The sequence below is a fragment of the Ectobacillus sp. OTK genome, from assembly GCF_059698935.1.
The window spans coordinates 167501-183277 of record NZ_AP048547.1; the positions used below are offsets into that span (position 1 = coordinate 167501).

At 40.2% G+C, this 15777-nt stretch carries 11 protein-coding genes, 9 tRNA genes and 2 rRNA genes (1 of these 22 running past the window's edge); 20 read left to right on the forward strand and 2 right to left on the reverse strand.

Features of this window, described 5'->3' with window-relative positions; genetic code table 11:
* The 16 genes from AC6HZ4_RS00925 to glmS all read left to right on the forward strand — a co-directional run.
* A 23S ribosomal RNA gene (locus AC6HZ4_RS00925) occupies positions 1 to 1656 on the forward strand (it extends 1270 nt beyond the left edge of the window).
* A 58-nt stretch (positions 1657 to 1714) separates the two neighbouring features.
* Positions 1715 to 1830, forward strand: a 5S ribosomal RNA gene (gene rrf, locus AC6HZ4_RS00930).
* A gap of 73 nt (positions 1831 to 1903) precedes the next feature.
* Positions 1904 to 1978 (forward strand) — tRNA-Asn (locus tag AC6HZ4_RS00935).
* Between the two features lies 1 nt (position 1979).
* A tRNA-Thr gene (locus AC6HZ4_RS00940) sits at positions 1980 to 2052 on the forward strand.
* A gap of 19 nt (positions 2053 to 2071) precedes the next feature.
* Positions 2072 to 2146 (forward strand) — tRNA-Glu (locus AC6HZ4_RS00945).
* Positions 2147 to 2152: 6 nt separating this feature from the next.
* Positions 2153 to 2225 (forward strand) — tRNA-Val (locus tag AC6HZ4_RS00950).
* A gap of 16 nt (positions 2226 to 2241) precedes the next feature.
* A tRNA-Tyr gene (locus AC6HZ4_RS00955) sits at positions 2242 to 2326 on the forward strand.
* Positions 2327 to 2497: 171 nt separating this feature from the next.
* A tRNA-Gln gene (locus AC6HZ4_RS00960) sits at positions 2498 to 2572 on the forward strand.
* Between the two features lie 4 nt (positions 2573 to 2576).
* A tRNA-Lys gene (locus AC6HZ4_RS00965) sits at positions 2577 to 2649 on the forward strand.
* An 11-nt stretch (positions 2650 to 2660) separates the two neighbouring features.
* Positions 2661 to 2735 (forward strand) — tRNA-Gly (locus tag AC6HZ4_RS00970).
* 3 nt (positions 2736 to 2738) lie between these two features.
* A tRNA-Ala gene (locus tag AC6HZ4_RS00975) sits at positions 2739 to 2811 on the forward strand.
* Between the two features lie 350 nt (positions 2812 to 3161).
* Positions 3162 to 4061 carry an arginase gene (rocF, locus tag AC6HZ4_RS00980; protein ID WP_497493178.1) on the forward strand — a complete coding sequence of 300 codons (900 nt, stop codon included), beginning with the start codon at positions 3162 to 3164 and terminating at the stop codon, positions 4059 to 4061.
* Between the two features lie 109 nt (positions 4062 to 4170).
* A complete protein-coding gene (cdaA, locus tag AC6HZ4_RS00985; protein WP_497493179.1) occupies positions 4171 to 4995 on the forward strand; it encodes a diadenylate cyclase CdaA in 825 nt (274 codons plus the stop codon).
* Positions 4988 to 6244 (forward strand): CdaR family protein, encoded by a 1257-nt coding sequence (locus AC6HZ4_RS00990; protein WP_497493180.1) that lies wholly within the window; start codon positions 4988 to 4990, stop codon positions 6242 to 6244. The genes cdaA and AC6HZ4_RS00990 overlap by 8 nt, the downstream gene beginning before the upstream one ends.
* 29 nt (positions 6245 to 6273) lie before the next feature.
* A complete protein-coding gene (gene glmM, locus AC6HZ4_RS00995) occupies positions 6274 to 7620 on the forward strand; it encodes a phosphoglucosamine mutase (protein WP_497493181.1) in 1347 nt (448 codons plus the stop codon).
* Positions 7621 to 8115: 495 nt separating this feature from the next.
* Entirely contained in the window at positions 8116 to 9918 is a 1803-nt protein-coding gene (glmS, locus tag AC6HZ4_RS01000; RefSeq protein WP_497493182.1) for a glutamine--fructose-6-phosphate transaminase (isomerizing), read from the forward strand.
* Between the two features lie 756 nt (positions 9919 to 10674).
* Here the strand turns inward: glmS and AC6HZ4_RS01005 are convergent.
* Positions 10675 to 11682 (reverse strand): DUF3231 family protein, encoded by a 1008-nt coding sequence (locus AC6HZ4_RS01005; RefSeq protein ID WP_497493183.1) that lies wholly within the window; start codon positions 11680 to 11682, stop codon positions 10675 to 10677.
* 236 nt (positions 11683 to 11918) lie between these two features.
* Between AC6HZ4_RS01005 and AC6HZ4_RS01010 the strand changes: the two genes are divergently transcribed.
* Together AC6HZ4_RS01010 and AC6HZ4_RS01015 are read left to right on the forward strand one after the other, a co-directional pair.
* Positions 11919 to 12923 (forward strand): DUF3231 family protein, encoded by a 1005-nt coding sequence (locus tag AC6HZ4_RS01010; RefSeq protein ID WP_497493184.1) that lies wholly within the window; start codon positions 11919 to 11921, stop codon positions 12921 to 12923.
* The gene (locus tag AC6HZ4_RS01015; protein WP_497493185.1) at positions 12916 to 13377 is read left to right on the forward strand and encodes a hypothetical protein; all 462 of its coding nucleotides are present in this window, start codon (positions 12916 to 12918) and stop codon (positions 13375 to 13377) included. The genes AC6HZ4_RS01010 and AC6HZ4_RS01015 overlap by 8 nt, the downstream gene beginning before the upstream one ends.
* 511 nt (positions 13378 to 13888) lie before the next feature.
* Here AC6HZ4_RS01015 and AC6HZ4_RS01020 read toward each other — a convergent pair.
* A complete protein-coding gene (locus AC6HZ4_RS01020) occupies positions 13889 to 14320 on the reverse strand; it encodes a hypothetical protein (RefSeq protein ID WP_497493186.1) in 432 nt (143 codons plus the stop codon).
* A gap of 86 nt (positions 14321 to 14406) precedes the next feature.
* Between AC6HZ4_RS01020 and AC6HZ4_RS01025 the strand changes: the two genes are divergently transcribed.
* Positions 14407 to 14784 carry a hypothetical protein gene (locus AC6HZ4_RS01025; RefSeq protein ID WP_497493187.1) on the forward strand — a complete coding sequence of 126 codons (378 nt, stop codon included), beginning with the start codon at positions 14407 to 14409 and terminating at the stop codon, positions 14782 to 14784.
* Between the two features lie 654 nt (positions 14785 to 15438).
* Positions 15439 to 15756 carry a rhodanese-like domain-containing protein gene (locus AC6HZ4_RS01030; RefSeq protein WP_497493188.1) on the forward strand — a complete coding sequence of 106 codons (318 nt, stop codon included), beginning with the start codon at positions 15439 to 15441 and terminating at the stop codon, positions 15754 to 15756.
* Positions 15757 to 15777: the final 21 nt, after the last annotated feature.

Consider the following 15777-nt stretch of genomic DNA (forward strand, 5'->3'; position numbering starts at 1 on the left):
AAGGACTGGTGGAGCGCTTAGAAGTGAGAATGCCGGTATGAGTAGCGAAAGATAGGTGAGAATCCTATCCACCGAATGCCTAAGGTTTCCTGAGGAAGGCTCGTCCGCTCAGGGTTAGTCGGGACCTAAGCCGAGGCCGAAAGGCGTAGGCGATGGACAACAGGTTGATATTCCTGTACCACCTCTTTACCGTTTGAGCGATGGAGGGACGCAGAAAGATAGGGGATGCATGCCGCTGGTTGTGCATGTCTAAGCAGTTAGGCTGGTAAGCAGGCAAATCCGCTTACCGTAAAGGCTGAGCTGTGATGGGGAAGCCCTTTATGGGCGAACTCCCTGATTCTACGCTGCCAAGAAAAGCTTCTAGCGATGGTATTTGGTGCCCGTACCGCAAACCGACACAGGTAGGCGAGGAGAGAATCCTAAGGTGAGCGAGAGAACTCTGGTTAAGGAACTCGGCAAAATGACCCCGTAACTTCGGGAGAAGGGGTGCTCTTCGTAAGGAGAGCCGCAGTGAATAGGCCCAAGCGACTGTTTAGCAAAAACACAGGTCTCTGCGAAGCCGCAAGGCGAAGTATAGGGGCTGACACCTGCCCGGTGCTGGAAGGTTAAGAGGAGAGGTTAGCTCTAGGCGAAGCTTTGAATCGAAGCCCCAGTAAACGGCGGCCGTAACTATAACGGTCCTAAGGTAGCGAAATTCCTTGTCGGGTAAGTTCCGACCCGCACGAAAGGTGTAACGACTTGGGCACTGTCTCAACCAGAGACTCGGTGAAATTATAGTACCTGTGAAGATGCAGGTTACCCGCGACAGGACGGAAAGACCCCGTGGAGCTTTACTGTAGCCTGATATTGAATTTTGGTACAGCTTGTACAGAATAGGCGGGAGCCTGGGAAGCCGGAGCGCCAGCTTCGGTGGAGGCGCCTGTGGGATACCGCTCTGGCTGTATTGAAGTTCTAACCCGCGCCCCTCATCGGGGCGGGAGACAGTGTCAGGTGGGCAGTTTGACTGGGGCGGTCGCCTCCTAAAGTGTAACGGAGGCGCCCAAAGGTTCCCTCAGAATGGTTGGAAATCATTCGAAGAGTGTAAAGGCATAAGGGAGCTTGACTGCGAGACCTACAAGTCGAGCAGGGACGAAAGTCGGGCTTAGTGATCCGGTGGTTCCGCATGGAAGGGCCATCGCTCAACGGATAAAAGCTACCCCGGGGATAACAGGCTTATCTCCCCCAAGAGTCCACATCGACGGGGAGGTTTGGCACCTCGATGTCGGCTCATCGCATCCTGGGGCTGTAGTCGGTCCCAAGGGTTGGGCTGTTCGCCCATTAAAGCGGTACGCGAGCTGGGTTCAGAACGTCGTGAGACAGTTCGGTCCCTATCCGTCGCGGGCGCAGGAAATTTGAGAGGAGCTGTCCTTAGTACGAGAGGACCGGGATGGACGCACCGCTGGTGTACCAGTTGTTCTGCCAAGGGCATCGCTGGGTAGCTATGTGCGGACGGGATAAGTGCTGAAAGCATCTAAGCATGAAGCCCCCCTCAAGATGAGATTTCCCATAGCGTCAAGCTAGTAAGATCCCTGAAAGATGATCAGGTTGATAGGTCTGAGGTGTAAGCGTGGCGACACGTGCAGCTGACAGATACTAATCGATCGAGGGCTTAATCATAATTACACAGCACAGCATGTTATCTAGTTTTGAAGGAATATCCTTCAAACAAAATAGGTCTAGTGATGATGGCGAAGAGGCCACACCCGTTCCCATACCGAACACGGAAGTTAAGCTCTTCAGCGCCGATGGTAGTTGGGGGTTTCCCCCTGTGAGAGTAGGACGTCGCTAGGCCAGCCTTATTAGGTTGCTATGGATTTTTTAACCCCTGGAACAAAAGCTTTTATTGAAACGACTATGATCATATTCCGCAATAGCTCAGCGGTAGAGCAATCGGCTGTTAACCGATAGGTCGTAGGTTCGAATCCTACTTGCGGAGCCATGCTTCCATAGCTCAGTAGGTAGAGCACTTCCATGGTAAGGAAGAGGTCACCGGTTCAAGCCCGGTTGGGAGCTCTTGAAATATTTATTTTTTGGCCCGTTGGTCAAGCGGTTAAGACACCGCCCTTTCACGGCGGTAACACGGGTTCGAATCCCGTACGGGTCACCAACATATGGAGGATTAGCTCAGCTGGGAGAGCATCTGCCTTACAAGCAGAGGGTCGGCGGTTCGAGCCCGTCATCCTCCATTTTTATTCTCATATTGGAGGGGTAGCGAAGTGGCTAAACGCGGCGGACTGTAAATCCGCTCCCTCAGGGTTCGGCGGTTCGAATCCGTCCCCCTCCACCATTTTATTTGAATAAAGCGTTTAAAGATTGTTATACTATATGTATGAAGAAGCAGCTATGTAACAGTGGTTGTTTTTGTTATGTGTAGTAGCAAGTATCTAAGAAATGTCGAATTGTTTACCTTTACTTCTAAGAAGTGAATTCGAGGATGTATGTCTTGTAGTTAAATCAATGGGCTATAGCCAAGCGGTAAGGCAACGGACTTTGACTCCGTCATTCGTTGGTTCGAATCCAGCTAGCCCAGCCATTACGAGCCATTAGCTCAGTCGGTAGAGCATCTGACTTTTAATCAGAGGGTCGAAGGTTCGAGTCCTTCATGGCTCACATGAAAATATGCGGAAGTAGTTCAGTGGTAGAATACAACCTTGCCAAGGTTGGGGTCGCGGGTTCGAATCCCGTCTTCCGCTCCATACGGGGCCTTAGCTCAGCTGGGAGAGCGCCTGCTTTGCACGCAGGAGGTCAGCGGTTCGATCCCGCTAGGCTCCATAATCTATAAAGAAAAAAGCCTTAAATCTAAAAAGATTTAGGGCTTTTTTATTTTTAAAGGATAAAAAAGTATAAATTCTGGAGGTATTGTCTAGCTGTAGTGCTCAATCCCCCGCAGTCAAATAATCTTCCCTACAAAAAAAGTGTCTTTACAATAGGAAAGAAACATACAGGAAGCTTTTGTAAATCGGATTTGCCCGAATCTCGCGTTTTATCCATGGGTTGTTTTCCTTTCAGAGCTAAACGAGGCGCTCCAGCTTTTCTTATTTAGTAAGTATACAAGAAATGTTGAGTTGAATCATAGAATAAAGAATATTTAGAATGTTAGCAAGTAAATAGGGGGATGACACATGCGGAAGGAAATTTCGGTTATTGGGGTTCCTTTGGATTTAGGTCAAATGCGGCGTGGGGTGGATATGGGGCCGAGTGCTATTCGTTATGCCGGTATGATTGAGAGACTAGAGCATATAGGCTATAATGTAGAGGATTTAGGCGATTTATATGTAGAGCGTCCGAATCGAAATGAACCTGATGAGAACCCAAAGCTAAAAAACCTAAAGCAAATTGTGACAGTGTGTACAGAACTGGCGACGAAGGTTGATCATGTGTTAGAGCGCAAGCGCACCCCTGTTGTTCTTGGAGGAGACCATAGCATTGCTATCGGAACGTTAGCTGGAGTTACAAAGCATTATAGGAATCTGGGAGTTATTTGGTTTGATGCCCATGGGGATTTAAATACGGAAGATATCACGCCATCTGGTAATATCCATGGTATGCCCCTGGCCGCAAGCTTAGGATATGGTCATGCTGTTCTTACAAATCTCTATGGGATATGTCCGAAGGTAAAAAAGGAGAACATCGTCATTATTGGAGCTCGGGCTCTTGACGATGGGGAGAAAGAATTTATCCGCAAAGAAGGCATTAAAGTATTTACTATGCATGAAATCGATCGATTAGGAATGGCGGCGGTCATGGAGGAAACGATTCACTATTTAGCCCATACTGATGGAGTTCATTTATCTCTTGATTTAGATGGTTTGGATCCGCACGATGCGCCCGGCGTGGGAACCCCTGTTATTGGGGGGCTTAGTTATCGGGAGGGACATCTTGCCATGGAAATGCTTGCTGAATCCGATCTTATTACATCAGCTGAGTTTGTAGAGGTAAATCCTATTTTAGATGAGAAGAATAAGACAGCAATGACAGCAGTTGCCTTAATGGGCTCATTATTTGGAGAAAAGTTAAAGTAAAAGGGAAAAGCAGCTTTGGTTGCTTTTCCCTTTCTTTGTAAGCATGCTATTGTTATGGTATAATTATTTAGTTATTGTAAATACGTGTTCATGGAGGAAGGGTAAGAATATGTCTTTAGGAGATATGACTGAACTCAAAACGTATCTCAGCAATATTGTAGATATAACCCTCGTGTGGTTTGTTATATATAAGCTAATCCTTGTAATCCGCGGCACAAAGGCAGTACAGCTTTTAAAGGGGATTACAGTCATTATTTTGGTGAGCATTCTCAGCTATTATTTAGAGTTAAATACACTCTATTGGATGATGAAGCAAACGTTGACTTGGGGATTTCTTGCGGTCATTATTATTTTTCAGCCTGAACTGCGACGAGCATTGGAACAGCTTGGGAGGGGAAGTCTATTTGCTCGCAGCAGTCACCCGGTGGAAACGGAGCAGGAGGCTGTGGTGGATGCAGTTGTAAAAGCAACTGAGTATATGGCGAAACGGCGCATTGGTGCTCTCATCTCAATTGGGCGGGAAACGGGTATGAGCGATTACATAGAAACAGGTATCTTAATGGATGCACATGTTTCATCTGAATTGCTTATTAATATTTTTATTCCAAACACTCCGCTTCATGATGGTGCCGTTATCATGCAAAATGATAAGATTAAAGCTGCAGCCTGCTACTTACCGCTTTCAGAAAGTCCATTCATTTCAAAAGAGCTTGGTACAAGGCATAGGGCGGCTCTTGGAATAAGTGAGGTTACTGACAGCTTGACAGTTGTCGTTTCTGAGGAAACTGGGCATATTTCACTTACCAAAAATGGGGAGCTTCACAGGGATTTAAAGTCGGCACAGCTCAAGGAAATGCTGACAAAGGAACTGACGGGAAGTATGAAAACCTCTTCCGCATCTTTATGGAACTGGAGGAGAAAACGAGATGGATAAATTGATGGACAACCATTGGTTTCTCAGAGGTATTGCACTATTACTCGCTCTTATGCTATACATGGTTATTAATTTGGATAAACAGCCGCAGGGAACTGCTGCTCTTCCACTGGGAGATGCTGCTGAAACAATTCAAGATGTGAAGGTCGAGGCATATTATGACCAGGATAAATATGTTGTAAGCGGCCTTCCGCAGCATGTAGATCTAACTTTGGAGGGATCTAATACATCTATTCTCCAAACAAAGATGAAAGAACAATTTGAGGTTTTTGTAAATCTTCATGGCTATGAGCCAGGGACATATGAGGTTGGTCTGCAATATAACGGTATTCCAGATAGTTTAAAGGTAAAATTACAGCCTGCTAAAGTACAGGTAACGATTGAACCAAAGAAATCAAAGGCCTTTCCCGTAGAAGTTGGATATTTAAATAATAATCAAATGGAAGAAGGCTATACAGCAGGGAAGGCTTCTGCAAAGCCAAACTTTATTGAAATTGCCGGAACTGAAACGCAGCTGGAACAAGTGGGGGTAGTTAAGGCTTATGTAGACTTAAAAGGTGTGAACCAAACCTTTACAAAGGAAGCAAAGGTAGTGGTATATGATAAGTCTGGAAATACTTTGAATTTACAAGCAAATCCTTCTGTTGTAAACGTTACGGTGCCTGTTGCTACCCCAGAAAAGACATTACCAATTAAGGTAACGCAGGAGGGGAACCTGCAGAAAGGCTTAACACTAAAGAGTGTTACAGTAGAACCGAGTGAAATCACGGTGTATGGTCCAAAGGATGTATTAGATAGTATTGAATCCTTAGAGGATGTTGTCGTGGACTTGAGTGAGATAACAGACACTGTTACATTTGATGCAGCTGTTTCTGTGCCAAAGGGGGCTGTTAGAATAGCCCCAGCTAAAGTCAAAATAACTGTACAGATTGAACAGCAAGAACAGCAAGAACAGCAAGAGCAGCAAGAACAGCGAACACTAAATGATATTCCACTTAAAATAACGGGACTAGAAGATGCATATCAATTGAGTTTTCTTGATCCAAGTAATGGGAAAATCAGTGCTGATGTGACTGGAGAGTCAGCAAGTGTAGAAAAACTAGATGCTTCGGACGTGGAGGCTTCTGTAAATGTAGAGAATCTTGGTCCTGGCACACATGATGTAGCTGTCCAAATTAGTGGTCCAAACAATATGACATTCGAACTAAAACAAAAAAATGCAAGAGTAGAAATTGTGGACAAAAGTTAAGGGAACAGTGTAAAGGAGCGATTGAAAAGATGGGAAAATATTTTGGTACTGACGGTGTACGCGGGGTTGCTAACAGTGAATTAACACCAGAATTAGCTTTTAAAATTGGACGCTTCGGTGGATACGTATTAACAAAAAATACTGAACGTCCTAAAGTGCTAATCGGACGCGATACACGCGTGTCAGGACATATGCTGGAAGGAGCACTTGTAGCAGGCCTTCTGTCTATTGGAGCAGAGGTTATGCGATTGGGAGTTCTTTCTACGCCGGGTGTAGCCTATCTGACAAAAGCATTGGGCGCACAGGCAGGAGTGATGATTTCTGCCTCTCATAATCCAGTTCAAGATAACGGAATTAAGTTTTTTGGCTCAGACGGCTTTAAGCTGTCTGATGAACAAGAACTAGAAATTGAAGCTTTGCTTGACAAAGAGGTAGATGAACTGCCGCGTCCAGTTGGTGGAGAACTTGGACAAGTTAATGATTATTTTGAAGGCGGACAAAAATACTTACAATATTTAAAGCAAACGATTGATGAGGATTTTTCGGGTCTGCATGTTGCACTTGATTGCGCACATGGGGCAACCTCCTCTTTGGCACCGTATTTGTTTGCAGACTTGGAAGCGGACATTTCAACAATGGGTACATCTCCAAATGGTGTAAATATTAATGAAGGTGTTGGTTCCACGCATCCTGAGGCATTAGCTGCATTTTTGAAGGAAAAGGGTGCACATGTTGGTCTGGCGTTTGATGGTGATGGTGACCGCCTAATTGCGGTGGACGAAAATGGCCAGATTGTAGATGGTGACCAAATTATGTATATTTGTGCAAAATATATGAGTGAAACAGGAAAATTAAAGCATAATACTGTTGTTTCTACTGTTATGAGCAATCTTGGCTTTTACAAAGCATTAGAAGCAAACGGTGTTAAGAGTGTTCAAACTGGAGTAGGCGACCGTTATGTTATGGAAGAAATGCGTAAAGGCGGCTATAATCTCGGCGGAGAGCAGTCTGGGCACATTATCTTCCTTGACTACATTACAACGGGAGATGGTATGTTAAGTGCCATTCAGCTTGTGAATATTATGAAAGCAACGGGTAAGCCTTTATCACAGCTTGCAAGCGAAATGACAAAATTCCCGCAGCTATTAGTCAATGTTCGTGTTAAAGATAAACAACAAGCATTGGAAAATACTCGTATACAAGAAATTATTTGTCTTGTAGAGGAAGAAATGCAAGGAAACGGACGCATCCTTGTGAGACCTTCTGGTACGGAACCTTTAATTCGTGTTATGGCAGAAGCACCGACACAAGAAATGTGCGAGCAATATGTAAATCGTATCGTAGAGGTTATAAAGGAAGAAGTTGGAATAGAGTAGTCGTCTCATTTTTACAAATGCTATGCGAAGAGGAACAAATCTGTTCTTTTTTGCATAGTATTTGTTATATTCATTTAAATTTTCATTGACGTTATTCCCTATTTTACAGTACGATTATCTTGTTCTTTTTCTGGATGTAGACAGTTTTTATAAAGCGCCAGAACTACAGGCTACGTAGTTGACGAGGAGGAGTTTTATCGAGATTTCGGCGGATGACTCCCGGTTGCTCATCACAACCGAAAATTCTTATTTAAAGCAGGAGGGTGACTTCCTGGACAAAGGTAAGAATATGATGCAGGAGAAGGACGGGGGAATACCATTTAAATTAAGGAGAGGCAGGTGAAGCCGTTACAGGCTTACCGGCTCTAGCAAAGTGTGTGTGTCAACCGGAAGGCACGCACGCCCCTGTTGTTTTATGTTTATGTGTTTTTCAGACCATTTGTTTTGGGGATAAGGTTTTGTTAGAGAGTAAGTCGATGTGACGGCGACTCGAACATGTGTGGAATCGTAGGTTTTATTGGTCAACAGGATGCAAAAGAAATCTTGTTAAAAGGGTTGGAGAAATTAGAATATCGCGGCTATGACTCAGCTGGTATCGCAATTCAATCAGAGAATGGCGTTGTTGTTTTTAAGGAAAAGGGACGTATTGCGAAGCTTCGCGAAATTGTAGATATGTCAATTGAGGCAAGCATTGGAATCGGTCATACACGTTGGGCAACGCATGGTGTACCGAGCAAGGTGAATGCACATCCTCATCAAAGCACGTCGCAGCGTTTTACGCTTGTTCATAACGGTGTCATTGAGAACTATGAACTGCTAAAGAATGAGTATCTTCAAGGTGCGACATTTGTAAGCGAAACAGATACAGAAGTTATCGTTCAGCTTCTTGAAAAATATGTACATGAAGGATCCAATGTAGAGGAAGCCTTCCGCCAAACATTAAAGCTGCTTCACGGATCTTATGCATTGGCAATGCTTGACAAAGAAAATCCTGGCATCATTTATGTTGCTAAAAATAAAAGCCCTCTTCTAGTCGGAGTTGGCGATAATTTCAATGTAGTAGCTAGTGATGCAATGGCTATGCTGCAAGTGACAAATCAATTTATTGAGCTTATGGATAAGGAAATGGTTCTTGTCACAGAAAACAGCATTACAATTCAAAATTTAGCCGGCGAAACTGTTGAGCGTGCTCCTTTTACTGCAGAGCTTGATGCGAGTGATATTGAGAAAGGAACATATGCGCACTTTATGCTAAAAGAAATTGATGAACAGCCGCTTGTTGTTCGCAATATCATTAGCAAATACCGCAATGAGGATGGAGAGGTTGAGCTAAGCGAAGATATCCGCAATGCAATTTTAGAAAGTGACCGCATTTATATTATTGCAGCGGGAACAAGCTATCATGCAGGGCTTGTGGGTAAGCAATTCATTGAAAATTTTGCTAAAATTCCAGTAGAAGTGCATGTGGCGAGTGAATTTTCCTACAATATGCCATTGTTGACAGAAAAACCATTCTTCATTTATATTTCACAAAGCGGTGAGACTGCAGATAGCCGTGCGGTTCTCGTTCAAACAAATGAAATGGGCCATAAGTCACTCACAATTACGAACGTACCGGGATCTACACTGTCCCGTGAAGCCAATTATACACTGTTATTGCATGCAGGTCCTGAAATTGCAGTAGCTTCAACAAAAGCATATACAGCGCAGCTTGCCGTTCTGTCTATTTTGGCGGCAGACATCGCAAAAGCAAAAGGACAGTCTGTAGGATTGGACTTAACAAAGGAACTAGGAATTATTGCGAGTGCTATGGAAGCACTTTGCGACCAAAAAGAAGAGATGGAACAAATCGCACGTGAGTATCTTGCGACAACACGTAACTGCTTCTTCATCGGTCGTGGTGTAGACTTTTATGTTGGTCTAGAAGGTGCATTGAAATTGAAGGAAATTTCCTACATTCAAGCAGAGGGCTTTGCAGGCGGCGAGTTAAAGCATGGTACGATTGCGCTTATTGAGAACGGAACACCAGTAATTGCCCTTGCCACACAAGAGCATGTAAACCTTGGTATTCGCGGAAACATGAAAGAGGTTGTAGCACGCGGCGCGAACCCATGCATGATTTCCATGAAGGGCTTAGAAATGGAAGGCGACCGTTTCGTCATTCCAGCTGTTCATGAAATATTGAGCCCGCTTGTGTCTGTCATTCCATTGCAGTTGATTGCGTACTATGCAGCCTTACATCGTGAGTGTGACGTAGATAAGCCACGTAACCTAGCGAAGTCTGTGACGGTTGAATAATAGGTAATGCTGAACATATAGTTGTTGTTGAAAGACAACAAAGTTGGGTACTGAACAACAAAGTCGGGTACTGAACAACAAAGTCGGGTACTGAACAACAAAGTCGGGTACTGAAAAAAGACTCAATCCAATTAGGATTGGGTCTTTTTTATTCATATTATTATTAAGGATCCTATAAAAAGTTATGAGGGTTAAGTTCGGTTACAAATAAAAAATTTACTTTTAAAGAAGCATAATTGAAATAAAACTTTATAAATGGGGGCTACGAACGATGGAATCTTGTTCATTTAATTCTGGGTCTGATCGGTTTAGGCAGCAGTGATGGCGTTTTGCTTTGTGATTCCCTGTATAAGAATCCATCCAACTTCTTGGATGAAAAGTCTGTGAAGCGATGTACTTAAAGTAACGGGCAGGTTAATTTAATTGCATTCCTTCGCAATATAGAAAAAAGGTAAGCGCGATAAATGTGCTTACCTTTTTAAAATAATGTGGAACTGGACAATTGTGATGGTACACTTCAAACTTAAGTCAAATTTGGCATTCTTAATAAAGAGTTTAATCTGTCGATTATCTTATTAAGCAATAACTTAACTTTACCGTCAATATTTTCTATTAAGAATGCAACTTTAATTACCAAAGTAATCAAGTTTGAAATTAAGCTAACAAGTGTTTTCAAAATACATCCCTCCACATTGGAATTTAGTGTTAATACTAACACTAAGCATAATTTTCCCCTGAAAAACATATTGATACCATTCACTTCTTTATTAATTCAGGTCGGTCCTCCATCTGTGGCGGTTCCTCAAACCATCCATGCTTTATCATGATTTTAATTCCTTCTTGGGCAAATAAGTATATATCTTTAGCAATTAATGCTGACTTCATCGTTATATCATTTCTCAAACTAAAAAAACCCCCAAAGCTGTTTCCAACCATACTAAATCCATTGAGGAAAAAAATGCAATACATCATTAACTTTTCAGAAAATGGAGCAACGGTTGAAGTAGTGACTGAGCTTCCAGAAGTGGCAGAAAACTGAATATCACTTTCTAAAAGGATTTCTGTAAATGTTTTAATTTGTTTCTTGGCAAGTTCTAATCCATGCACAAAATGTTGTTTAACGTCCTTATTCTCAGCACATTGGGCAAAACCAGTTATCAACTGTAATCCAATATTATTTGACTCAATGCCGTGGTGGAGAAAACCTAATTCAATGTCATTTAAAGGTCTTTTTTCGCTAAACAAATTAAATCCGTTCATATAGTCTGTTCCTTTAATAAACTCCGTTTTTTTAGGCATTGTTACTTTTGGAGGAAGTGTGAGAATTCCTCTTTCAAGAAGATACAGGGTAGATAGTTTATAAATCTTTTGAGTAACAGTCGTTAGCCCCTCATAGATATTCATCACTTTAGTGTTGTACGCCATATTCATGTTCATGGTGTACATACCCATGCTAACTTCTTTTATTATCCGAAGAAACATGATGTCAAATCCTTTGTCGTAAAGTTCGGGAGCTTCTAAGTTAACATCTTCTTTTGTAAATCCAACAGGTTTTGCCATCCCTTCTTCTTTAAAAATGTTTTCCATCTCTAAAACATAATAATTCAGTTCTTGCCATAAGCCACCCAAAATATTCCTAGCTTGTTGGTCATCCGATTTTTCTATAAAATATTCCAATAATCTCATAATCATTGTTTTTTCTTGGTATGTGAGCCACAGTGTTCCTATTTCTGATACAGATATTGGGTTTGTTAAAATATCCAAAGACATTTACCTCCACACTTTTTAAGTAAAGTTTGTTCCTAGAGGTAACTTCTTATCATAGGTAAATTAGTCCTAAAATGGATTTTAATATTCAAAGTGTTCCTAATATCCATTTATGAAAAAATTTAATCTGGCATAGAACATATTTTCAGATAAAAAATAAACATAACAAAATGCTTTTTATAGGGTTATTCCTTTACACAGTATAGAAAAATCTTGAAAGTAGGATTATTCATATGGAAAATAAAACAAAAATTCGTTTAACCGCAGCGGAAATGTCAGGATTATGGGCTCAATATATCAACGATACGGTCTCCATTTGCATGAACAGCCATTTTATAGAAAAGGTGGAAGACGAAGAGATACGCCCTGTTATTGAATTTGCTTTGAATACTTCTAAAAGTCATATATCTGATTTGAAAGATCTTTTTAGAAAAGAAAACTTTCCAATTCCTATTGGGTTTACCGAAGACGATGTAAATCCTAACGCACCCAGACTTTTTTCAGATACATTTGTTTTAATGTATTTAAAACAGATGTCCATCCTTGGAATGTCTGCAAGTGGAGCAGCATTGGGTTTAGTTACACGTGAAGATGTTGTTGATTTTCATAAAGGTGTATTAAATGATGTAGTAGGATTACAAGACCTGGCACGGAGACTGATGTTAAAACAAGGAGTTCATATAAGACCACCTTTTATATCTACTCCCGACAAGGTTGATTTTGTGGAGAAGCAACAGTTTTTGGCTGGCTTTTTTGGAAAGAAAAGAGCAATTACTGCGGTGGAAGTTACTCATTTGTTTTTAAATGTTCAAACTAATGCGATTGGAAAAGCCTTGATTACTGGATTTGCACAGACTGCGAAAAGAGACGAGGTAAAGCAATATTTTTTAAGAGGAAAACAAATCGCCCAAAAGCATATAGACATATTTACCAACTTTTTGACAAAAGAAGACTTGCCTGCTCCAATGAGTTGGGATTCAGGTATTTCAGACAGTACCACACAAATTTTTTCTGATAAACTGATGATGTTTCAAATATCGGCGATGGTTGCAGCAGGAGTTGGAAATTATGGTATGGCGTTGGCAGCAAGCCCAAGAAGAGATTTGGGATTAAGATATGCCACATTAATTCCTGAAATTGCCCTGTACGCAGAGGATGGAGCCAATATTATGATTAATCATGGCTGGTTAGAGGAACCCCCACAAGCAGATGAGCGGGAGAAGTTAATTAATGGATAATTCTTCTACTCCAATAGAAAAGTTATTATGGAGTATTGCTCTTCCTGGGTTCGGTCAATTCCTAAATGGAAAAATAATAAAGGGATTAGTATTTGTTTTTCTTGAGTTTCTTATCAATGTAAAGGCAAACTTCAATATGATCATTATGTTAAGTTTTCAGGGGAAGATACAAGAAGCCACTGTTCTAACTGATTATCAATGGATTATGTTTTACCCATGTTTATATTTCTTTGCTATGTGGGATGCCTGGAAAGATGCAGGTGGAGGAAAAAAGCGTTTTTCTTTTCTTCCCTTTGTATTTTCTGCCTATTTTGTTACTGTTGGCTGTATGTATTCCCCTAATGCAAAATTCTTTGGAGTATTATTAGGACCCGTTTGGCTGCCAATCATTAGTGTTATACCTGGTGTAATCATCGGTTTAGTTATCCAAAAAATCATACAGCGAGCCCTTTAACGAGTTGGTGAATAATCTTATATTTAAATTTCTTACAAATAAAAATCTGCCCAGAGAAAAGCGATTTTTATTATTTAATTGCTTTGTCAACTATTTGGATTTTAGAATGGCGATTAATATGGTGTTCGTGGAAAATAAAGTTGTATACTGAAAAATAAAGTCATTTACTAGCAATTAAAGTTGTATACTGAAAAATAAAGTTGTATACTCAAAAACGGACAGATGTTGATGTTGAAAGACAACAAAGTTGGTAACTAAAAAAGACTCAATCCAATTATTTTGGAGTGGGTCCTTTTTCTTCGGTTTCTATCTGACGAAATTCTTTTTGTTCCATGAAGTTACAATTAAATCTAAACGTAAATTTTCCATTAACAAAGGCTACTTGTGAAATTTTTGACTCTTATAGAAATAACCCCGATTCTATGTACAGTAATGATCCAAAGATGCTGCTTCAATGCCAGCGGGAACACGAGTCAGCTGAGACAGGAATTACAGATGTTCGGTGAAAAGATTAGATATCTAAATACAATTGAGTATCATAATCTCCAAAAGTAATAAAATTGTTCTTTTCCCAAAATATTTTTGCTCCATCACTTTCTGGAATCGCAACTATTCTTTTAATCTGAATACCACTAATAAGGTTTAATAATTCCTCGAATAACTTAGTTCCAAGCCCTACTTTAGTAGGATAAACTTCAAAATAATTTATTTTTAACGTGCATTTGTCTATTTTGATTAAAGTGTTTGGTACGTATTTACTACCGTTTTCTTCATAAATAGTCATCTTAAAGTTTGATGCATTTTTAACAGAACCAAAAGTGATCATTGTTATATCATCCAGCGTGTTATAGCTCATTTCAAATTTAGCTTCCAAAACTTCTTCAATTTTACCATGGAAACGTTCGAATATTTCTTTTGTTTTTGGATTTTTTCCGACACTCATAAAAATATCTCTCCTTATTTAGTTCTCATCACTTTTCAAGGATAATCGATTATTGAAAATAATTAAACTAAAAAGGGAGGGATATCATGGAAATATTTAATATACATGAAATAGCCAGTGAGATAAAAAGCCACTTTTCGGAAAAGGATAAAGGGGATTTAATTGCTAAATTAACTATTGCTAAAGACCCCATTGATGGCATGCAAATTTGGAGATACTCCGTTTGTCTGAACATTAATGGCATTAATAAGAGAGAATATTGCTTATTTGAAGTTGGAGATGGAATAGGTTCGCAGGACAGACATAAACACCACATGCAAATGACTATTGATTTAACTGATTACTTGTCAAAGGTAATAGAGGGTTATTTAAGTATTATAAAGTGTGAGGTATCTAAATCAATAGCAATGGACGAACCAATTGATAACCTTTCAATACCCTTTTCGTTTGTGCATGATGAATGAAATATTCAATTATTTATCCAGATGAACTTACTACAATTCCAACTTCTATGATTGTTGTTGAAAGGCAACAAAGTTGGGTACTGAAAAAAGACTCAATCCAATTATTTTGGATAGGGTCTTTTTTTCTTCGATTTCTATCAGACAAAATTCTTTTTGTTCTATTTGTTGAAAGACAAAAAAGTTGTGAACTGACTTTGTAATGTTCTTCCAACTGTTGAAAGTGTTGAAAGACAAAAAAGTTGGTAACTGAACAAAAAAGTCGGTAACTAAAAAAGACTCAATCCAATTATTTTGGATTGGGTCTTTTTTTCTTTGATTTCTACTGGACGAAATTCTTTTTATTCCATTACAATGGTGCATTTTTTGATAAAATCATGAAAGTTCTATCCTGAAAACTTATCATTCTTATTTCAGATGGAAAACATTTTTATTACCTAATTATGGAAATGTTACTGCTGCATTTTAATGAAATAATTCATAAGTCCTAGATTTGTGAAAAGGTAAATTTCTAATTAAAGTAATTTGCTTTTTCTGTATGTAGAAAAAGAAGATATCTAAGTTCTAAAAAATAACTGAGTATTATCGGTGTATCTAGCCAAAATAATATTTTAGTGAAGGATTTAAGTTTTTTTGTACTTAGCTGGAGGAATGAAAATGACCAAAACAAGAACAATTGAAGAAATTACACCCGAAGAGGTGTCAAAACGTCTTAAAGAAGGGAAGTTAGACAGTATTATAGATGTTCGTGAACCGAATGAAGTAAGAGAAGGACGCATTCCAGGTTCAAGACATATTCCACTTGGAGAAGTCCTACGACGATTAAATGAGATTGAAAAAGACAAGGAACATATTATTGTTTGCCGCTCAGGAAACCGGAGTGGATTAGCGAGTGAATGGTTGCATGAACGCGGGTTTAAAATTAAAAATATGACCGGTGGAATGCTCGAATGGAAAGGTGACTTAGAAAGATAATAAATAGGAAGGAGGGAAACA